The 22,660-nt window shown below is 39.8% G+C and carries 15 protein-coding genes; 9 read left to right on the top strand and 6 right to left on the bottom strand.

From position 1 onward, the window contains the following. Positions 1-200: 200 nt before the first annotated feature. The 5 genes from DR017_RS02995 (at position 201) to DR017_RS02975 (ending at position 9,490) form a co-directional block, all read left to right on the top strand. Positions 201-3,182 carry a SusC/RagA family TonB-linked outer membrane protein gene (locus DR017_RS02995; protein WP_040361531.1) on the top strand — a complete coding sequence of 994 codons (2,982 nt, stop codon included), beginning with the start codon at positions 201-203 and terminating at the stop codon, positions 3,180-3,182. A 100-nt stretch (positions 3,183-3,282) separates the two neighbouring features. Beyond that, the gene (locus tag DR017_RS02990) at positions 3,283-4,773 is read left to right on the top strand and encodes a RagB/SusD family nutrient uptake outer membrane protein (RefSeq protein WP_002680589.1); all 1,491 of its coding nucleotides are present in this window, start codon (positions 3,283-3,285) and stop codon (positions 4,771-4,773) included. A gap of 25 nt (positions 4,774-4,798) precedes the next feature. Then, the gene (locus DR017_RS02985) at positions 4,799-6,268 is read left to right on the top strand and encodes an endo-1,6-beta-glucanase (protein WP_040361536.1); all 1,470 of its coding nucleotides are present in this window, start codon (positions 4,799-4,801) and stop codon (positions 6,266-6,268) included. A 111-nt stretch (positions 6,269-6,379) separates the two neighbouring features. Then, on the top strand, positions 6,380-7,108 hold the full coding sequence (locus DR017_RS02980; protein ID WP_002680602.1) for a GDSL-type esterase/lipase family protein: 729 nt from the start codon (positions 6,380-6,382) through the stop codon (positions 7,106-7,108). Positions 7,109-7,294: 186 nt separating this feature from the next. Then, positions 7,295-9,490: a glycoside hydrolase family 3 C-terminal domain-containing protein gene (locus tag DR017_RS02975; protein WP_095909129.1), complete on the top strand. Its 2,196-nt coding sequence runs from the start codon at positions 7,295-7,297 to the stop codon at positions 9,488-9,490. A 113-nt stretch (positions 9,491-9,603) separates the two neighbouring features. Here the strand turns inward: DR017_RS02975 and rpoN are convergent, their stop codons facing one another. From rpoN to DR017_RS02945, 6 genes are all read right to left on the bottom strand, one after another. Beyond that, the gene (rpoN, locus tag DR017_RS02970) at positions 9,604-11,070 is read right to left on the bottom strand and encodes an RNA polymerase factor sigma-54 (protein ID WP_040361462.1); all 1,467 of its coding nucleotides are present in this window, start codon (positions 11,068-11,070) and stop codon (positions 9,604-9,606) included. 35 nt (positions 11,071-11,105) lie between these two features. Beyond that, entirely contained in the window at positions 11,106-12,245 is a 1,140-nt protein-coding gene (locus DR017_RS02965) for a glycosyltransferase family 4 protein (RefSeq protein WP_002680437.1), read from the bottom strand. 77 nt (positions 12,246-12,322) lie between these two features. After that, a complete protein-coding gene (locus DR017_RS02960; RefSeq protein WP_002680445.1) occupies positions 12,323-13,300 on the bottom strand; it encodes a cation diffusion facilitator family transporter in 978 nt (325 codons plus the stop codon). A gap of 23 nt (positions 13,301-13,323) precedes the next feature. Next, positions 13,324-14,733, bottom strand: a complete 1,410-nt coding sequence (locus tag DR017_RS02955) for an alkaline phosphatase (protein WP_002680440.1) — start codon at positions 14,731-14,733, stop codon at positions 13,324-13,326. Positions 14,734-14,758: 25 nt separating this feature from the next. Further along, the gene (gene thiL / locus DR017_RS02950; RefSeq protein WP_002680533.1) at positions 14,759-15,808 is read right to left on the bottom strand and encodes a thiamine-phosphate kinase; all 1,050 of its coding nucleotides are present in this window, start codon (positions 15,806-15,808) and stop codon (positions 14,759-14,761) included. Further along, entirely contained in the window at positions 15,805-16,269 is a 465-nt protein-coding gene (locus DR017_RS02945; protein ID WP_040361466.1) for a DinB family protein, read from the bottom strand. The genes thiL and DR017_RS02945 overlap by 4 nt, the downstream gene beginning before the upstream one ends. Before the next feature lie 140 nt (positions 16,270-16,409). Here DR017_RS02945 and DR017_RS02940 point away from each other — a divergent pair, with 140 nt between their 5' ends. The 4 genes from DR017_RS02940 to DR017_RS02925 all read left to right on the top strand — a co-directional run bounded on the left by DR017_RS02940 (position 16,410) and on the right by DR017_RS02925 (position 22,660). Next, on the top strand, positions 16,410-16,856 hold the full coding sequence (locus tag DR017_RS02940; RefSeq protein ID WP_040361469.1) for a hypothetical protein: 447 nt from the start codon (positions 16,410-16,412) through the stop codon (positions 16,854-16,856). 451 nt (positions 16,857-17,307) lie between these two features. Continuing rightward, positions 17,308-20,337 (top strand): SusC/RagA family TonB-linked outer membrane protein, encoded by a 3,030-nt coding sequence (locus DR017_RS02935; RefSeq protein WP_002680519.1) that lies wholly within the window; start codon positions 17,308-17,310, stop codon positions 20,335-20,337. A 12-nt stretch (positions 20,338-20,349) separates the two neighbouring features. Continuing rightward, positions 20,350-21,807, top strand: coding sequence for a RagB/SusD family nutrient uptake outer membrane protein (locus DR017_RS02930; RefSeq protein ID WP_002680421.1), 1,458 nt, complete (start codon positions 20,350-20,352; stop codon positions 21,805-21,807). 112 nt (positions 21,808-21,919) lie between these two features. Beyond that, entirely contained in the window at positions 21,920-22,660 is a 741-nt protein-coding gene (locus DR017_RS02925) for a lysophospholipid acyltransferase family protein (protein ID WP_002680417.1), read from the top strand.

Below are 22,660 nucleotides of genomic sequence, written 5' to 3'. Positions count from 1 at the left end.
TGAAAATTCAGTACTTTTTTAAGGCTTCTTTAGAATTTAAATTGTTAATATTCAGTTAAATAACTTTTTTAAATAGTACTTTTGTAATACCCGATGACATTTCAATGTTTTTTTGTCATAATTTTGGGGCGTTGGAAATACAAAAATAACTTTCCGAAAAGCAACAAAAAAGAAACTAACAAATGTAACGTTTTTATTTTATGAAAGTACTCAAAGAACATTTAATGCTAATGATAGTACTGTTACTAGGCTTTACTGCTTTTGCTCAAGCGCAAAACATTAGTCAGCTAACAGGTACTGTAACCGATGACAAAGGAATGCCTCTTCCTGGTGTTTCTGTAGTAATAAAAGGTACTACCAAGGGGGTAGCTACCGATTTTGATGGTAACTTTTCGCTTAACAATGTGCCAAAAGGTGCTGTGTTAGAGTTTTCGTCAGTGGGTTATAAAACCCTTGATATAAAAGCGACAGGTGCCTCTCTAAAAGTAAAACTCCCCGAAGCTACTCAAGACCTCGATGAGGTAGTAGTAGTGGGCTATGGCACTCAAAAGAAAGGTGATGTAACCACAGCAATCACTTCAGTAAAAACTAAAGATTTAGACCAACGTCCTGTAACTTCAGCAGCGCAAGCTATTCAAGGGCGTGCTGCAGGTATTCAAGTAGTACAACCCAGTGGTGCTCCAGGCGCAGGCTTAGCAGTACGCATCCGCGGGAATACTTCTATCAGCGCTTCCAATGACCCTCTATATGTGGTTGATGGTATCCCAGTGCAAGATATCAGTGGGATAGCCCCTACCGATATCGAGAATATGCAAGTGCTCAAAGATGCTTCTTCAGCAGCTATCTATGGTTCACGTGCTGCCAATGGGGTAGTACTTATCACTACCAAACAAGGTAAACGCAATGAGCCTAAAGTATCTATCAATACGTATGTAGGTATGTCCGACATCGCCAAGAAAATTCCATCTCTCAACACACAACAATATTATGATTTGATGGCAGATTCTGGCGCAGTAGCTACTTCTTCATTGGCAGGTCTTACCGATAAAACTGATTGGTACAAAGAGGCTTTCCGTACTGGTTTTACCCAAAATACTCAACTCTCTGTATCCAACGCTACCGAAAATACAAAGTATTATGTTTCAGCAGGTCATACTAAAGAAGACGGTATTATCCGTAGCTCTTTCTTCGAGCGTTATAATGTGCGTTTGAACTTAGAGGCTAAAATGCGCAAATGGCTTACTTTTGAAACTAATTTGTCTTATGCCGATTATGAGTCTAATGGCATCATTTCAGGTTTAGGTGCTAACCGTGCTGGGGTAGTACTTTCAGTAATCAATACCCCTCAATACGCTCCTATTTGGAGTACCAAAGCAGGAGAAGAAGGCTGGTATTACTACGATTTTAAAGGGGCTAACCTTTCACACCCTGTAGAGAACATCTCTCGCCGTGCCGATAACCTTCTTAAAAACAACCGCTTTGTGGGAAGTGGCTCGGCTATTGTACAGCTAATGGACGGTTTGCGCTATAAATCTACCTTTGCTATCGACCGCTTGTCAAGCAAAGAAAACCGTTGGACAGACCCTAAACTCACTGCTTACGGACGTAGAAACTATGGTGAAGCTGCCGATATCAGAAAAAACCACACGCTGATGACTTTCGATAATATCCTTACTTTCGACAAGACTTTCAGCAAACACAACCTTTCTTTATTGGCAGGTACTTCTTTCACCAATGCCAAAATGGATGGTAGCGAAATGTATGCAACTCACTTCCTTACTTCGGATATCAAAACCCTCAATGCTGCCAACAAAATAGGACAAGGAAGCATCACCAATGCCGAAGAGTGGAGTATGATGTCATATTTAGGTCGTATTTCTTATAACTACGATAGCAAATACCTTCTTACAGCTAATTTCCGTGCCGATGGTTCATCAAAATTAGCACCTGGCAAACGCTGGGGTTACTTCCCTTCTGTATCTGTAGGATGGAGACTTTCTCAAGAAAACTTCTTGAAGAATGTAGAATGGCTTAGCGAACTCAAATTGCGCGGAGGCTGGGGACAAACAGGTAACCAAGCGGGTATTTCTTCTTACGCCTACTTGCAACGCTATAAAATAGCACGCCAAAACTGGTGGGGCAACGGGGCTAATGCCAATGCGATGATTACCCTTACGCCTAATTCTTTCTCAAACCCTAACCTTACTTGGGAAACCACAACTCAATCTAACATCGGACTTGATATAGCACTCTTCAAAAACCGTTTATCTCTTGCCGTAGATGCGTATCTTAAAAAGACTACCGATTTATTGATGGATGTGCCTCTTCCTGCTACTTCACCAGTGCCTTCTATCTATCGCAATGAGGGTGAAATGACCAATAAAGGGTTGGAATTCTCTGTAGATAGCCGTAACCTTACAGGTAATTTTGAGTGGAATACGAACTTCAATATCTCATTCAACCGCAACGAGCTTACCAAACTCAGCTTGCAAAAAGTGTATTACTACGCTAGCACCTCCGAAGCTACTTCTGAACAAGTAGTGCGTATCACCGAAGGACAACCTTTAGGTAAGTTCTGGGGATTGGTAAGTGATGGTGTAGACCCACAAACAGGTGATATCAAATACAAAGATCTCAATGGCGATGGTAGAATTAGCGTATCCGATAAAACTTATATAGGCGACCCTAACCCCGATTTTACCTTTGGACTTACCAATGACTTCGCTTATAAAAACTTTACTTTGAGTGTCTTCTTCCAAGGTTCTTATGGCAATGATATCTACAACGCTTCTCGTATAGAAACTGAAGGTATGTACGATGGTAAAAACCAATCAACAGCAGTACTCAACCGTTGGAGAAAACCAGGTGATGTTACCGATATCCCTCGTGCGGTAAAAAGTACCGATAACATCAAAGCATCATCTCGTTGGGTGGAAGACGGTTCCTACTTGCGCCTCAAAACGCTTACTTTAGCCTATAATGTACCTGTAGATGCCTTAGAAAAATACGGTATTCGCAAGATACAACCTTACTTCACCGCTCAAAACCTTTGGACACTTACTAACTACAAAGGCTTTGACCCCGAAGTAAACGAAGGACTCTCTGGTCCTACTATGGGTATCGACTGGGGTACCTATCCTCAAACCAAATCTTTTATTTTTGGCTTAAACATTGAGTTTTAAGAAAAAACTTTCATTCATTTATTAATATACTTACCCTAATAGTTCGCCTTTGCGGATTCTCCCCCTTCGGGGGGGCGGGGGCTAATAAACCTATACAAAAATGAAAAAATATATATACCTTGCACTTTCGTTGGTAGCTCTAACGGCGTGCAGTTTAGATAAAGACCCTATCTCCGATTTCAACGAGAAGAATATGAACGGTAAAGGAGGGACTACCATTGAAACCAAAGCTCAGATGAAAGCTCGTTATGAGGCTATCTACACCTTTATACAAGGAAGTGCGCAAGAGTTTTGGACGCTCGACTTACTGATGAATACTGAAGTACGTGCCGATAATGCTTACGCAGGTGGAACCGATGCTCCTATTACTTCTATCGAACAAAATAGCCAAGACCCTTCTAACAAGAATATCACTCGCGACTGGCAAAAATACTTAGAAGGTATCAACTTAGCGAACGTAGTGATTGCCAATGTAGATAAAGTGCCCGATGCTTCTCTTAGTGATAGCGAACGCAAACAGTGGAAAGCTGAAGCTCGTATTTTCAAAGCGTGGTTGCTTTTTGATATGACGCGTCTTTGGGGAGAAGTGCCTATCCCTTCTGAGGATATCCCTACCATTACTTCCGATAATATCGGAGAGACTTATGCTAAACTTTTCCCTCCTCGTAGTTCAGTAGCCGAAGTATACAGCACTATCAAAGAAAACTTAGAAGCGGCTGTAAACGATGCACCTGCTGTAAATACTGCCAATAAGTTTATCTTTAGCAAGGCAGTAGCTAATGCTCTTTTAGCGCACGTATATGCCGAAAAACCTATACGCGACTACAACAAAACCATTCAGTATTGCGATGCGGTGATAGGAGCAGGCTTTTCATTAGTACCTAATTATGCCGACTTGTTTCAACTAAACGCAGCAGGCACTGATGTAAAATTGCGTAACTCTTCTGAGTCTATCTTCGAGATTACCTATTCTACTGGTGGACAAACTTGGTTGTCTATAATGTTTGGAAAAAACCACATCAACCCCAATAGTAAATACGATTGGCGCAAATGGTGTACTCCTGCACGCGACCTCACCGCTGCCTTTGATGCCGAAGGCGATACCGTGCGCCGTGACCAAGCTATTGTGTGGGGACAACCTTCTTGGAGCAATTACTATCCTTCAAATCATTACGCCTTTATGTACAAAATACGTTCAGGCGCCAATAGCATCATTAAATTGCGTTTAGCCGATATTCTCTTGCTCAAAGCCGAAGCCTATGCTGCTTTAGGTCAAACTGCTGAGGCAGCTGCCTTAGTAAACCAAGTGCGTGCAAGGGTAGGACTTGCAGCTATTTCCACTTCTCTTTCACAAGAACAAATGAAAGAAGCAGTACTTAAAGAACGCCGTTTAGAGTTGGCTTTCGAAGGTTTCCGTTGGTTCGACTTGGTGCGCAACGACAAAGCTGTCGAAACGATGAATACCCTCAATAGCAGAGATTCTGGTAGACTCAGACAAACCTACCCGCTCAATGACAATACAGTGTTATATCCTGTACCTCAAACCGAGATAGAAAAGAACTCTAAACTCACTCAAAACGCAGGATATTAAACCTATAACGAATGATAAATTTATAATGATACACAAATCATATTCATCTTTATTAATCCTTAGTTTGCTTTGGGCAGTAGTAGCTTGTACTGCCCACAAGCAAGCTCATAGTCCCACGGTAAAGGTGATTACCACTACGGGCGACCGCAGTAAAGAGTTTAAAACAGATACATTAGCACTGTTTTCAGCTGATAAAACAACGAATGCTAATATCACCCTAAAACCTACTGAAAAATTCCAAACGGTCTATGGATTTGGCTCTGCCATTACAGGATCTACCTGCTATAACTTAATGCAGATGTCCCCTGCCGATAGAAAAAACTTCCTTACCCAAACTTTCTCTGAAACTGAAGGCTTTGGGCAAAATTATGTGAGAGTCTCTATTGGCTGTTCCGACTTTTCCCTAAGTGAATACACGCTTTGCGATACCAAAGGAATTGATAACTTTGCCCTCACCCAAGAGGAAACAAAATACGTAATTCCTATACTTAAAGAGATTCTCGCTATTAACCCCAAAGTGCAGATTATTGGCTCTCCTTGGACACCTCCTCGCTGGATGAAGGTCAATAACCTCACCGATTTGCAACCTTACAACCATTGGACAAGCGGTCAGCTAAACCCTGCACTCTATCAAGATTATGCGTTGTACTTCGCCAAATGGTTGCAAGCGATGAAAGACAATGGATTGAACGTCAATGCTATCACTATACAGAACGAACCTCTCAATAGAGGAAACTCGGCTTCTATGTATATGGGATGGGACGAGCAACTTGCCTTTATCAAAAATGCCTTAGGAAAAACCCTGCGCGATAAAGGCTTTGCTGAGGTTAAAATCTACCTTTTCGACCATAACTACAACTATGATAATATGCCTTCGCAACAGCAGTACCCTCTGCATATCTATAAAGATACTGAAGCTTCTCAATACATTACAGGGGCTGCCTACCATAACTATGGTGGAAATCCCGATGAATTGAACAATATTCATAATCAATACCCTAATAAAGAACTCATCTTTACAGAAAGCTCCATAGGTACTTGGAACGATGGTCGCAACCTTCAACGCCGTCTAACTGAAGATATGCAAGAGCTCGGTATCAAAACCCTAAATAATCATTGCAAGGCGGTAATGGTCTGGAATTTAATGCTCGACGAGCACGGAGCGCCCAATCGTGAAGGCGGTTGCAAGACTTGTTTTGGTGCAGTTGATATCCAAACATCCGATTATAAGACGATGCAACGCAATTCACACTACTACGTCATAAGTCATCTTTCAGCAGTTATCAAGCAAGGCGCAACCCGCATAGGTGTTGAGAAAACCACTGATGACAATGTGCAATGTACCGCTTTCCAGAACCCCGACGGCTCTTTGGCTTGTGTACTACTGAATAAAAAGAAAGAAGCCACACACCTAACCCTAAGTACCGGCAAACAGTATTTCTCTTATGAAGTACCTGCCAATAGCGTGGTATCCTTTTTGATACCCAAAATATAAGTAGAAATTACAAACTTTCTCAAAGTCAAATCAAATAGAGTAGAATAGCTCCTCTTCTACGGATTGTCCCCCTTCGGGGGGACGGGGGCTTAAAAATAATAAATTACACAAATGAAAAGAATATTATTGTCACTATTGGCAATGGCTTCTATAGCATTCGCCAAAGCGCAAACCGCAACCCCTACTACCGTAATCAAAACGGTAATCCCCTTTGAACAAACCGATGAAACTCCTTGGATTACTCGCTATCAAGGCGATATCAACTACTACCAAAAGGAAAACAAACGCCTCAAAGACCTCTCCTGTGATGCGTTATTCCTCGGTAGTTCGTCTATCAACCTATGGGATACTATCTATGAAGATTTTGCACCGCTAAAACTCATCCGTCGTTCTTATGGAGGGGCAACCTTGCGCGATATGATTTATAACTATAACACCATCGCACAAGGATACAAACCTAAAAGCATCGTTCTTTATGTAGAAAACGACCTCGGAAGCCACAAAGAAGGCGTGAATGCCGTAAAGTGCTTCGACCTTTTCCGTATATTCATCGCTAAACTCAAAAAAGATTACCCAACAACTCCCTTGTTTGTAGTGTCGCTAAAACCCTCACAGCACAAAGCCGACCAGCTGAAAGACCAGCTATTGGTAAACGCTCTTTTAGAGGAAAATGCCACCGCACAAGGTTATACTTACATTGATATCACCAAAGTAATGTACGATGAAGCGGGCAACCTCCGCACCGATATCTTTAAAGAAGACAACCTCCATATGAATGCCGAAGGCTACAAACTATGGACAGCCATTATCAAACCCTATCTTACAGCAGTTAAGAAATAACAATTAACAATTGATAATTAATAATTAACAAGCGTCGCTACACTTTGCCAAAGCTCTGCCTGTGCGGCTCGCACCTTTGCCAAAGTCAAATTAACAAATCGACAAATCAATAAGTACCCTCGTCGCTTTTGCAGCTTGTCCCCTCCTTTCGGGAGGAGAACGGGGAGAGGATTAAACGAATACAATATGAAAAATATAAAAACTTTACTGCTTTGCTGTGCCGTAGGTACGCTTTCAGCCCAGCAAACGCCTGTTTATTTAGACGCTTCGCAACCCATTGAGAAGCGTATCGACGATGCCCTCTCGCGAATGACTTTAGAGGAAAAAGTAGCTATGTGCCACGCGCAGTCTAAGTTTAGTTCACCTGGTGTGCCCCGCTTGGGTATCCCCGAAAACTGGATGACCGATGGTCCTCACGGCATACGCCCCGAAGTACTTTGGGACGAATGGAATCAAGCGGGATGGACAAACGATAAATGTACCGCTTTTCCTGCCCTCACTTGCCTTGCTGCTACGTGGAATCCCGCTCTCAGCAAAGCCTACGGAAAGGCTATAGGCGAAGAAGCCCGCTATCGTAATAAAAACGTACTCTTAGGTCCTGGGGTGAACATCTATCGTACTCCTCTCAACGGTCGCAATTTCGAGTATATGGGCGAAGACCCTTATTTGGCATCCAAAATGGTCGTGCCTTATGTGCAAGGCGTGCAAGCCAATGGTGTGGCTGCTTGTGTGAAGCATTATGCGCTTAACAATCAAGAAATCAACCGCCATACCGTGAATGTAAAGGTAGACGACCGCGCTTTGTATGAGATTTACCTCCCTGCCTTCAAAGCTGCTGTGCAAGAGGGAAAAGCGTGGAGCATAATGGGGGCTTATAACAAATACAAAGACCAATGGGCTTGCCAAAACCAATACCTATTGCAAGACATCTTGCGCAAAGAATGGGGCTTTGACGGTGCCGTAGTATCCGATTGGGGTGGTGTGAACAACACCGATGGCGCTGCCCTCCACGGATTGGATATGGAATTTGGTACTTGGACTGACGGAATGACCGAAAACCGCTCAAATGCTTACGACCATTATTTCCTTGCCCAACCTTTTCTCGAAAAACTGAAATCAGGAGAAATAAAAGAAGAAGTTGTAAATGAAAAGGTACGCAATATCCTCCGACTTGTATTCCGCACCAATATGGCAGCCAATCGCCCCTTTGGGTCATTCGCCTCACCAGAACACTTTGCTGTAGCTCGCAAGATAGGACAAGAAGGTATCGTACTGCTCAAAAACGATAAAAATGTACTCCCTATTGATGTTAAAAAAGCGAAAACCATAGCCGTAATAGGCGAGAATGCTATCAAAATGATGACCGTAGGTGGAGGAAGTTCCTCACTCAAAGCCGTTCACGAGATACTCCCCTTAGACGGAATTAAAAACCGTGTGGGCAATACTGCCAAAGTGCTCTATGCTCGTGGCTATGCCAGCGACGATTACAAAGACCAAGACGGGCTTGCTGCCAACGACATCACTGATAAGCGTCCAGCTCAAGAACTCCTCGCCGAAGCTGTTAAAACTGCTAAACAAGCCGATGTAGTTATCTTTATAGGCGGACTCAACAAACACGACGGTCAGGATTGTGAGGGCAACGACCGCAAACAATACGGATTGCCTTACGGACAAGATGCTGTGATTGAAGCTTTGGCAAAAGCTAATAAAAACTTGGCTGTAGTACTCATTTCGGGGAATGCAATGGCAATGCCTTGGGTGAAGAGTGTGCCTGCCATTGTACAAGATTGGTATTTAGGCTCCGAAGCAGGTAACTCCCTCGCCGATGTACTCTTCGGTGATGTAAACCCCTCAGGGAAATTGCCTTTCACTTTCCCAGTGCGTTTGGAAGACAATGGGGCTGTAGCCTTAGGTGAATACCCAGGGGACAAAGACGTTACTTACAATGAAGGCATTTTAGTAGGCTACCGCTACGCCGATACAAAAGGCGTAAAACCACTATTCCCTTTCGGTCACGGACTTTCTTACACTACTTTCAAATATGGCAAACTCACTGCTGACAAGAAAACCACCAACGGCGATATCAGCTTCTCGGTAACAGTACAGAACACCGGCAAGCGCGATGGTGCTGAAGTAGTACAACTCTATTTGCACGACGAAGAAGCCTCAGTATTACGCCCGTACAAAGAGCTCAAAGGATTTGAGAAAGTATTCTTAAAGGCAGGAGAAACCAAAACTGTAACTTTCCACATCACCAAGCAAGACCTATCCTTCTTCAACCCTGAGCAACACGCTTGGGTAGCCGAAAAAGGTACCTTCAAAGCCTTAGTAGGCACCTCTTCAGGCGACATTAAAGGCACAGTAGATTTCACCTTAGAGTAGATTTTTTACTTTTCATATACCTAAAAAGCTCGAAGCCGTGAGGCTTCGAGCTTTTTTATATTTTTTTCTATACGAGTCGCACTGTCATTCGTCATTTGTCACTCGTCATTAGACTATAGTTCTTTTCTGAGGCGTGCTACAGGTATATCCATTTGTTCACGGTATTTGGCGATAGTGCGGCGTGCAATGGGGTAACCTTTCTCTTTGAGGAGCTGTGCCAATTCATCATCGGGGAGGGGTTTACTCTTGTCTTCCTTAGCGATGATATGTTGTAATATCTGCTTGATTTCACGAGTAGAAACATCTTCTCCTTGGTCGTTCTTCATAGATTCCGAAAAGAAATCTTTAATGAGCTTGGTACCGTAAGGGGTAGTTACGTATTTACTGCTTGCTACTCGCGATACAGTAGAAATATCCATACCTACCTTATCGGCGATATCTTTGAGAATAAGCGGTTTAATTTTCAGTTCATCACCTGTAAGGAAGTATTCGCGTTGGTGTTCCATAATAGCATCCATAGTGATGAGGAGCGTTTGTTGTCGCTGACGAATAGCGTCTATAAACCACTTAGCCGAATCCAACTTCTGTTTGATAAAGAATACTGCTTCTTTTTGTGAATTGCTCTTTTCCTTACTCTTCTTATAAGTATCAAGCATAGTGCTGTATTCCTTAGAAACGTGTAGTTCAGGAGCATTGCGTCCGTTGAGGGAGAGTTCCAACTCGTTATCTACCACTTTTACGGTAAAATCGGGGATGATTTGCTCTATATGTACATTATTGCCTACATAGGAACTTCCAGGTTTAGGATTCAGGCGTTCCACCTCTTGTACCGCTTCTTTTAGCTGTTCTTCAGTTACCAAAAAGCGCTGTTGCAGTTTGGTATAATGCTTTTTAGTGAATGCCTCAAAGGCTTCGGTAAGCATTTTAATTGCCAATTCTATAGCAGGAGTTTGTTTTTTGCGGCGCAGTTGTATGAGCAAGCACTCTTGCAGGTCGGCAGCGCCTACTCCTGCAGGGTCTAATTGAAAGATAATCTGTTGGCGTATTTGCTCTACGTGTTCCTCTTCAGTATAGATATTTTGGGTAAAAGCCAAGTCATCGGTAAGGTCTTGAATAGAGCGGCGTATATAGCCAGTATCGTCTATGCTACCCACGAGGAACTCAGCAATGAGGTAATCTTCATCCGAGAGGGTAAAGGTGTTTAATTGGTTGATAAGGGACTGGTGGAACGATACCTCCGCACTGAAAGGAATATCGCGATCCTCATCGTCGTCGCTGTAGTTATTAGCGTGCAAACGATAGTCGGGTATTTCGTCATCACTGAGGTATTCATCGATGTTGATATCGTCCATATCAATTACATCGTTGTCGTTATATTCATCGGAAGAGTTGTCGAACTCATCGTGAAACTCATCAAGGGCATCTTCTTCGCGCCCCGATTCTAAGGCGGGGTTTTCTTCCAACTCTTGTTTTACGCGCTGTTCAAAGGCAAGAGTGGGGAGTTGCACGAGTTTCATCAGCTGTATTTGCTGAGGTGAAAGTTTCTGTGAGAGTTTAAGTTGTAAATTCTGTTTGAGCATTTCTTATGAGATAGGGCGCAAAGGTACGAAAAAAATTATTTCTTTTTTATAATTTCATTCACAATATGTCTTATTTTTTGTTTCTTCTTACGGATGTGATAGCTTCTGTTTACATAAAAGAGAAGTCCTGCCAATCCTATAAAAATAACTCCTAAAACAATTCCTAAATAGATAGGAGAAAGAGAGGTGTTTAGTGATAAAATAGTAATAAATACACTTAGGTTGATAGCCGCTAATAGCAAACTCGCTTGTGAGTGCGACAATTTCATATAGTCTATCATCACGTGGTGGATATGGCTGCGGTCGGCTTTAAAAGGTTGTCCGTGGCGCAACAAGCGGGTAGTGAACACACGGGTAGTATCAAAAAATGGAATAAAGATGATAGAAAGCAATACCCATACCTTGTTAGAAGGGGTGATAACAGCGCTTTCTAACAGTTCTGTATTAAGTGAAAAGAATTTGATAGCCAATACAGCAATGAGGAAACCTACAATCATAGAGCCTGTATCGCCCATAAACACCCGCTTTTTAGCCGATAGATTATAGCGCAAAAAAGCCAATAGAAAACTGATACTCAACAGCGATAACAAGAAGTAGAAATACATTTCGGCATCGTAGAACACATAAGCGAAAGCCCCAAAAATTACAATGCCTACCATTGCTGCCGATCCGTTGATACCATCAATAAGGTTGTAAGAATTGACAATAGCCATTACTATGGCACAGCTGATAAGTATAGAAAACCAATAAGGAATATCGGTAATGCCTAAAAAATTATTAAAAGTGGTGATTTTAAGTCCTGAACCGAAGAAAAGAATAAGGGTAGCAATAATTTGACCAATGATTTTTGTACTGGGGTTTACACCCGTTAGGTCATCTTTTAAACCTACAAAAAACAATACCCCAACCCCTGATAGAATATTAATTCCCACATTATCATTATCAAACGGACGAAGTAAAAATAAGGTGAAAATCAAACTTACAAAAAAGGAAAGTCCTCCTAAAGTTGGAGTTTTTTCTTTGTGAGAACTGCGTTCATTAGGCTTGTCCATCAAGTTTTTTTGCTTCACGACATAAATGACACTTGGCAAAGAAAAATAAGCCACTCCTAATGAAAGGAAGCACACACAAAAAGCCGTAAACCATAGGTTTTCTGAAAAGAAAGTAACTATCATATCGTTTATTGTAAGCAGTATTTCACGGCAAAAGTATTAAATATATCACAAATAGCCAAAAATACTATGGTTATTTCTTATTTTTCATTAATTTTATGTTTCGCTATACCCGCTATGTTTTTCACATCCCATTGTATAGTTTGTACAAAAGGTTTTTCTCTAAAGGGACAGTCGATAGCGCATATTTCGCAAGAAAAAGGCTTGCAATAGTCTAAGTGAAAGTTGAATTCTATAGTTCTATTTACTTTTTTTACTAACAGATGAATCACATTTTCCATCTCTTGGTGGGCTTCTTTTAGCGAATAGTAGTAAGGCAGGGTGATATGGGCATCGATGTGTAAGTGTGCTCCAAACTGCTGAATGCGCATATTGTGAATATCTATCCACTCGGTTTTGCGGTTAGCTTGTAGTATATTTACAAGTTCCGTAAAGAGAGCTTCATCTTTCTCATCCATAATGCCACTTAGGGCTTTGCGTACAATCTGATACCCCGCAATGATGATGTATCCCCCAAATAATAAAGCTATCAAAGGATCAAGCCATAACCATCCTGTCAAATGTACCAACACCAAACTCACCACTACTCCAATTGTTGATATAGTATCCGATTGCAAGTGCTTCCCTGAACTTATCAATACCAATGAGTGTTCTCGTTTTCCTTTTCTATACGAAATATATCCCATTGTATAGTTCAAAATAGCTGTAGAGGTTACTATTGCAATACCCCAATCTAATTTGTTGAGTATAATCCCTGTAATTAGAGAGTGAACAGCTTCTACGATGATAAGTATCCCTGCCAAACCAATAAGTGCTCCCTCTATCCCTGAGGTAACAAACTCTACCTTTCCGTGTCCATAGGGGTGATCGGTATCCCGAGGTTTGTTGCAAAGATATAACGAATAAAGCCCCATAAAAGCAGCTATGATATTCACTATACTTTCCATCGCATCCGATAATACTGCATCCGAATGCGTCATCTGCCACGCTATTAGCTTTACTATAAAGAGTAATACCCCTACAAAAGCTATGATTTGCTGAAAACGAAAACTTTTCATGTTCTAATTCCTCTTACTAATTCCTAAACTCTAACTTCCGCTACATCTAACAAGAAATTGTGTATATCGGTATTGCGCATAAAAGGTTTTAGACGCTCGCTACCAGGTCCATACATTCCCAACTCAGTGTAATCGGATGAGTGATCCATACTTATCCAGCCTACTGAGGTATGCGCTTTTTGTATTTCGGCAAACAATCGGTAAGGGAGATGTTTGTAGTTGTACAAGCCGTCTTCTTTTCTTTCTGTTTTAGCGTAATAGCCTAAGAGTTCTTTAGCTTGTTCCTCGTTGATGTTCATTCCACCGCAGTATTGAGCTACGTGTTCACGCACTTTAGCTATAGAGTCATTAGGGTTGATTTGTTGCAATATCCAATCGTTAGAATGGGTGAAGTTTTGCAATCTGTCAAAATTGTCATTACACTCTTTGCCATAGATGAGCCCAGGGTTAGCATTACCGTGGTCGGAAGTAATGACTACAAGGGTATTGCCATCGGCTTTTGCAAAATCAAGTGCTACCCCCACAGCCTCGTCAAAAGCTACTTGGTCATATAGCAAAGCTCCTATATCGTTAGCGTGTGCAGCCCAGTCTACTTTACCCCCTTCTACTTGCATTACAAAGCCGTTAGGGTGACTTTTAAGTTGGTCGATAGCCTTAGCGGTCATCTCGGCAAGAGTAGGCGTTTTAGCTTGTTCTTCACTACTTTGCGCACGATCGATAGAGTAGGGGAGAGCCTCCTCAGCAAAAAGTCCATAGAGAGGTTTATTAGTAGGGGCTTTTTGCATTTCACTACGAGTGCGAGCTACTGTATAACCTTTCTTTTTGAGAACAGCAAAGAGGTCTTTTTTGTCCTTGCGATGCGCAGGGTCAAAATATTTACTACCGCCACCTAACATCACATCAAAACCTAATTCGGTGTAGTTAAGGGCAATCTCGTCCATTGCATTACGGCTTTTACTCCAAGTACAGAATCCAGCAGGAGTAGCGTGGTTTACCATTACAGTAGTAACGCAACCTACTTTCTTACCTGCTTTTTTGAACTTTTGCAAGATAGGCATATTTTCTTTGCCATCCGGACTGATATTAAGGCTACCGTTCTTTACACGTACGCCACCGCCCCAAGATGAACTTGCTGCCGATGAATCAGTTACTACCGAACTCGCCGATGCCATATCCATTACGGCGCGTTGAGCGAGGTTCTGTTCGTATAGTCCCATCCAGTTAGAAGGGCGACCGAATTTGCGTTTGAGGTAGAGATCAGCCATTACCAAAGTGCCGAAACTCATACCATCACTCACCATAAAGATGATGTTTTTAGTGCGTTTGTTTTTATGGGCTTCCCCAAGGGTTTGCGCTTGTAAATCAAAGGAAGGTAATACCAATCCTCCTAAGGCTGCTAAAGCCCCATTTTTAAAAAATGATCTTCTTTTCATATATTGTTAAATTATTAATTGTCAATTATTCATTGCTCAAAGCATTCCACCCTCTCGCTATGATTGGGATGAACTGTCCCGCACGAGTGATGAGGTTTACCCCCTCCTCTTTATCGGTAATGTAGCCTATTACACTAAAATTAGGGTTGCCTTTAATTTTGTCGTAATCGGCTTGGGCAATAGTAAAGAGCAATTCGTAGTCTTCACCGCCACTTAGGGCTATGGTAGTGCTATCCAAATTGAACTCCTCACAAGTACTAATCACTTGTGGGTCAAGAGGTATTTTGTCTTCATATAACCTACAACCTACTCCAGATTGCTTGCAAATATGCAATATTTCTGACGATAAGCCATCACTCACATCCATCATAGCCGTAGGTTTTACACCTAATTGTTTGAGCAAAGGCGGAATATCCTTACGAGCTTCAGGTTTGAGTTGGCGTTCTAAAATATAGGAATACATCTCTATATCGGGTTGAGAATTGGGGTTTACCTGAAAGACCACCTTTTCGCGCTCCAATATCTGTAAGCCCATATAAGCACCTCCTATATCACCTGTGAGTACTACAAGATCATTAGGTTGCGCCCCGTTGCGGTATACCAAGTCCTCTTCATTAGCTTCACCTATCGCCGTTACCGAGATGATAAGTCCGCGTGTAGAGGAGGTTGTGTCGCCCCCTACCAAGTCCACTTTGTAACGATCACACGCTAAGCGGATGCCCGCATAGAGTTCTTCTAAGGCTTCTACAGGGAAGCGATTAGATACCGCTATTGATACCGTTATTTGGGTAGCGGTAGCATTCATTGCATAAATATCGGATACATTCACCGATACCGCTTTGTACCCCAAGTGTTTTAGTGGTACATAGCTAAGGTCAAAATGTACGCCTTCAATGAGTAGGTCGGTAGAGACAACCGTTTTTTTATCTTTAAAATCCATTACCGCTGCATCATCGCCTACGCCTTTGAGAGTAGACGGATTGTGATTTTCAAACCCTTCTGTTAGGCGGTCGATGAGTCCAAACTCACCCAAATCGGCTAATGAGGTGCGGTGAGGTGTTTTATCTTCTATCATTTAGCAAAGTAGTTTAAAGCAATTACCACCCCAAGGTGCATACCCTCGTGAGTGTTGTTGAAATGTATGGCATCTTCAATGCAGGTGAGTGCGTAGCCATAGCTAGTAGTATAAGGGGTAAAGTTAGAGAATACCCCGCGCTCATAGTCGGCTTGTAGTTGTTTTTGAGTACTGATGAGCAGGCTACGCAATTCTTGAATTTCGTCAGCAGTAGGGATATGTCCATCAGGGTAAGTACCTTTTTTATAAGTTTCTATAAAATCATCTGAAACTACAGGTTTAACCCCTGATAGTTTGTAACATAGAATCTGTTGTGTAGCCACACAATGGGCGATATTCCACCAGATACTATTGTGAAATCCTGTGGGGATTTGCGCTAATTGTTCAGGAGTTACATTCTCCAAATAAGTTAAAAGATTGTTACGAGTTGCCACGTGTAGGGCAAAAACTTGGTCTGTCATTATAAGTGAAAAGTTAAGAGTGAAAAGTGAAAGGTTGCTAATCACTGTATTTCAACGCAAAAGTACAAAAAATAGACCAATAAACTACTATGTTTGAAAAAGATTTGTATTTTTGCGCCCTAATTTTAAAAGAATTCTTTATGTATCAACTAATTAAACAATTACACTCATTCACTGCTTATATAGTATTAGCTGTGCTTATTGCAGCGGTGGTTAATGCACTTATCGGTTATTTTAAACATAAAAAATACTTTGAGGTAAAAGACCTCCGTTTAAGTTTGTTTGCCTTAGTATTTTCACATATACAAATGCTGTTAGGTTTGTTAGTATATGTTACAACGCCTCGTTTGCAGATGTGGGGTGAAGGGGCTAAGGTAGTAATGAAAGACTCCTTATTGCGCCTTCTGTTGTTAGAACACCCTTTGATGAATATCATTGCCATTGTGCTCATCACTGTTGGTTGGGTAAAACTCAAAAAACAGACCGAAGCGCGCCAGATGTTTGGCAAAATAGCCTTGTTCTATGGTATAGCTTTAGTGCTATTACTTTCCAGAATTCCTTGGGGATTGTGGTTAGGTTTTTCGTAATAGATTTCGTTTTCTAACGAATTATTTTCAATAAAATATAAGTCTCTCGTTGTAAAATATCACTTACAACGAGAGATTTTGCATTTTATATAAATGTTAAACAATGTTAAAGTTTTAGAGGACGGCAGCGATTTTAGCTTGTTATAAAAAACATTTATAACAGTATATATATTATTTATATTATTGAAAATGAATGATTTAGATTATCTTTGTATAAATATAATGATATGGCAAATAATTAGCTAAAAAAATGAGATATTTTCAATAAAAAATCTATTTTGATGAGAATATTTCAATATTTTAGGTGAAATATTAGTTTAAATTGAAAATAAGTCAAAAAGTATCTTTTTTCTAAGATATTTTTATGTATGCAAAAAAAAATCTGTAAAAACTTGTTTTCGTGTAAAATTATTCTATAACTTTGCGGCGTTAAACTATAAAATTAATAGCGATGAAGAAAAAACTATTTTACGTGTTTTTATTCGTTCTTTTCTTTTCCGCAGTCGCTACTGCACAAGAAAGGACGATTACAGGAACGGTGCGTGATGCCAACGGATTAGAAATGTTGGGTGTAGCCGTAGTAGTAAAAGGAGAAAACCACGGTACACAAACTGACATGGAAGGTCGTTACAGTATCAAGGCGGCGCCAGGTAAGACCTTAGAGTTCTCATTTTTAGGAATGAAGACCCAAAGTCACAAAGTTGGTACTTCAGCTCGTATTGATGTAGTACTACAAGAAGAAGCTGTAGTAATCGATGAAGTGGTACTAACAGGGTATATGCAAACTAAAAAGGATGCTGTATCGGCTGGTGTTACTACTATTGGTTCTGAAAATTTAAGTAAGTTAAACCCATCTACCTCTGTAGATAATATGCTACAAGGTAAGGCTGTGGGGGTAGACGTTACAGCTTTGAATGGTAAACCAGGACAAACGGCTTCTATTAAAGTGCGTGGTTCTGTTTCTTTGAATGTTAAAGGAGGAGATAAATCTCAACCCTTATATATTATTGATGGTGTTTTCGTAAGTGAAGATCATCTTAATACCTTAAATCCTAATGATGTTGAAACGATGACAGTATTAAAAGATGCTGCCTCTACAGCTATCTATGGTTCTCGCGGTGCTAATGGGGTGGTAGTCATCACTACTAAACAAGGTAAGAAAGGGAATGTGAAATTTTCATATTCTGCTCGAGCAGGATTTGGTAATAAAATAGAAGATCCTTTTGAAATGATGAATGCTGAGGAAAAAATGGACTTTGAACAAACTGTATCACCAAGAGCTTATACAAGAACACCTGAAACAAGAGCTTTATTGAAAAGTTATGAACATAATTGGAAAGATGATATCTTAAAAACATCTCAAATTATTTCACATGTATTTTCAGCTTCTGGAGCTAATGAAAATACCTCATATTTTGTTTCAGGAGGATGGGATAAAAATACAGGTATCATAAGAAAATTAGAAGGTTTTAACCGATATACAGGTAGATTCAATTTCACATCTAAGATGACTGATAAGTTCAAGTTTGGATTGAACTCAAGTTTTGCTCAAACTCGTTCTGATGAACCTCGTGATAGAAACAATATACAGAATCCTTTTAGGGCAATATATTTATATAATCCTTATGAACCTGTTTATAAGAGAGATAATAATGGTAATTTTATACGTGATGATAATAATGAATTAGTTTATAATACTGGATCTCAAGGTTTCTCTATTTTAGAAGCTCTTGAAAATCAGCCAAGAACTGATAAGACTATTCAATTGTTAGCAAGTGTTTATGGTACTTATAATATTACACCTGAGCTTAGTTTTACAAGCCGTTACTCAGCTAATTATCGTCGTTTTAAACGTGAAAGTCTAAATAAACCAGGATCTATTTTAGATAATATAGTGGGTGACCCTAACGCACCAGGTTCTAAAACAGATAATGGTAGAGACTCTTATTCTTATACTTGGTTCAATCAGCTTAGTTATTTGAAATCTTTTGGTTTACACAACCTAAATACCACTGTGTTTACTGAGTACACTGATAATTTCTATCATTCATACTATCTTACATCTAAAGGATATATGTCTAAACATTTAACAACTCAAGATAACGGTTCTTTTCCTACCGATGCTGAAACAAAAAAAAGTGAAAGTGCTTTACTATCATTTGCTGCTGCAGCCGAGTATGATTATGATAATAGATATTTCCTATCAGCTTCTGTACGTCGTGATGGAGCCTCTCGTTTTGGTAAAGACAATCGTTTTGGTACTTTTTGGAGTGCAAGTGTAGGTTGGGATATAGCTAAAGAGAATTTTGTGAAAGACCTTGAATGGTTAAGCCGTATGAAACTAACTGCTTCTTATGGTACAACAGGTAACTGGAATATTCCTGACTATGCTGCGAAAGGTTATTATATATCTTCTTCTTATGGAGGACTACCTGCAGCTGTAGTTAAATCAAATATAGCAAATCCTAAACTTACTTGGGAAACTCAAAAATCATTCAATGCTGGAGTTGATTTAGGATTCTTTAAAAATCGTTTGTCTGTTTTGGGAAGCTACTTCACAAATAATAGAAAGGACTTCTTGTTTGAAGTACCTCTTTCTTGGGAAGGTGGTTCATACACTCAGTATACTAATACTGGTGAAATGAAAACCTCAGGTTTTGAAGTTTCATTGAATGCTGATATAATTAAAACAGAGAACTTTAAATGGAGTTTAGGAGGAAATATTACCTTTATGAACTACAAGATTGAAAGTTTAAATGGTAGAGATAAAATTACAACGGGATATTATACTATCTTAAAAGAAGGTGAAACTCCTTTCACTTTTTATATGCCTCGTTATGCAGGTGTGAATCCAAGTACTGGTATTCCTGAGTATTACTATGATGAAAAAGATGCTAATGGTAATGTTACAGAAGTTAAAAGAACCTCTGACTATAACAAAGCTGATTATGCAATCTTATCAGGGAAATCTCCCCTACCTAAACAATATGGAGGTTTCAATACTTCTATTTCGTATAAAGGTATTGATTTAACCGCTGATTTCTCATTTAAATTAGGAAATTACACTTATAATCGTGTTGCTTATGATTTGTTAAGTGATGGGGCTCAATTTAGAAACAACCAGCGTAAAGATGCCTTTGATTATTGGAAACAAGTAGGTGATACAAAACTTCCTCGTTTGAATGCAGCTTTCAATAAACAAACTGATCGCTTTTTACAAGATGCTTCTTATGTGAGATTTAGAACACTTACCTTAGGGTACACCTTACCTAAGAGCTTTGTAAACAATTTAGATGTACGCATTTTTGTACAAGGACAAAATCTATACACTTGGACTAAATTTGAAGGTGATCCAGAAGTTTCTATAGGTTCAGGAGAAAGTCAGTTAGGTTCTAATCAAGAGTTTGTTTCTGGAGAAATTTCTTTGTATTCTTATCCTACTCTGCGTTCTTTCAGCATAGGAGTGGATGTAACATTTTAAAAACACTAAACAATGAAAAATATACTTAAAAAAATAGGATTTTTAGCCTTAACCATTGCTATCGTCTCTTGTGATTTAGATAGAGAACCATACGATGGAATAGAAGATGAAAAACTCCTCTCTACAGTAGAAGGCTTTAACACAGCACTTAAAGGAGCGTATGGAGGGATGAGAAGCTATGGCTACTATAGTAGCGATGGAGGAATTTTTATGTGTCCTGATATTTTATCTGACAACCTAACTTACAATTTTCAAGGTAGGGGCTCTTTTCGTACCCTATTTGAGTTGAGATATAAAGCTGATGAACCTGGCTACCAAATTTATCGTCAAGCTTATAAAGTTATTAGTCGTGCAAATAATATCTTGGATAATATTAATAATCTTGGACAAAGTAATACCACAGCTAAAAACCAAATAAAAGGAGAGGCTTTAGCATTAAGAGCGATTGCTCATTTTGATATTGCTCGTGTGAATTGCAAAATTCCAACACAATCATCTGATGCCAAACAAAGTATGGGTATCTATTACGCTAAATCATTTTCTGCTGAAGGAAATCCTCGTCGTTATGGTACTACAGTAGATGGTGTATACCTAAATATTATCAAAGATTTGCAAGATGCTTTAACTCTTGTTGGTAATACAAAAACTGATGGGCATCTCAATAAAACAGCTATAAATGCTATTTTATCAAGGGTTTATCTTTATTATGGTGATTACCAAAAAGCAGTAGACTATGCTAATAATGCTATTGCTGATGGCTCTGTTAGAATTGCTAAACGTAATGAATTTGCAAGTGTTTGGACTGATGAGTTTAAAAGCAATGTGCTATTCCGTATCGTTTTTATAGATAAAGACAATATCCAAATTGGGAATGCTTATGGGCAGATGACAAATGGAGAAAATAGAGCAGAGTATGTTTGTTCTTATAGTTTCTATCGACTATTTAAAGATACTGATATAAGAAAATCTACTAGTATTTATACAGGTAATTACGGCGGAAAAGAATATCATAGTGTTTCTAAATATATGGGAAGAGCTACAGGTAATAGGAATGTAGTTGATGGTAAATATATTCGCTTAGAAGAAGTTTATCTGACAAGAGCAGAAGCCTATTATAAACTTGGTAATCAAACGCAAGCTCTTGCTGATTTGAATGCTATTAGAACAGAACGCTATGAAAATTACACACCTGGTACTGAAACTGGTGATGATTTATTCAATGCTATCATTTTGGAAAGACGATTAGAGTTAGCTTTTGAAGGTGATCGTTTCTTCACCCTAAAGCGCTTAGGATTACCTATTCAGAGAGATGATAAAGGAGAATATACTGACGGAGGAGGGACTCCTATCTCTACTGACTTTAGAACACTTCCTGTAGGTGATTATCGTTGGCAATTGCCTATTCCAAAAGATGCTTTTAGTGCAAATCCAAGTCTTACATCTCAAGACCAAAATCCTGGTTATTATTAACAATCATTTGATAAAAACTAAAAAAGGCTATCCAGAAACAAACGGATAGCCTTTTTTATAAATTGTTGTTTATAAATATTTGCGTTATCTTTGCCCTCTCAAGATAAGAAAAATGAAATTTTTGAAATACACTTTTTGGCTACTTTGGAAGTCTTGGTTTTATGTGCTTGTAGCCTCTATTATACTAATTTTTTTGCCCCTATTGCTCATTCTTACAGCTCATAAAAAGTGGTATCGCGCCTTGTACTGGGTGATGCGACACCTCTGGGCAACACCTATCCTCTATGCAATGGGCTTTTTCCCTAAAGTGAAACGCGAATATACAATACCTAATGATCATCATAGTTATATGTTGGTTGCCAATCATTACAGTATGATGGATATAATGCTAATGTTGTATTGCAGTAAAAACCCCTTTGTGTTTGTAGGAAAGAAAGAACTCTCTAAACTGCCTTTGTTTGGTTATTTCTACAAGCGTGTGGCAATAATGGTAGATAGAAAGAGTCCGCAGAGTAGGAGGGAGGTCTATACTCAAGCGATGGAACGTATAAAGGCAGGTTTAAGCATTTGTATTTTCCCTGAAGGGGGCGTACCCGATGATGAGAGTATTGTACTCGATAGTTTTAAGGATGGGGCTTTTCGCATTGCTATACAGTGCCAAATCCCCATAGTGCCAATGGTGTTCTACGATACTAAAAAGCGCTTTCCTTTCCGCTTTTTTGCGGGCAGTATAGGCACAATGCGAGTGGATGTACTACCGCCTATTTCTACCCAAGGCAAAACCCTTGACGATAAAGACGCTTTACGAGAGGAAGTGCGTGCGTTGTTATGGGAGAGACTTATAAGAGCATAA

This window comes from Capnocytophaga sputigena (assembly GCF_900446695.1).
In the GTDB taxonomy this organism is placed as follows: Bacteria; Bacteroidota; Bacteroidia; order Flavobacteriales; family Flavobacteriaceae; genus Capnocytophaga; species Capnocytophaga sputigena.
This window is presented reverse-complemented; position numbering and strand designations above follow the sequence as displayed.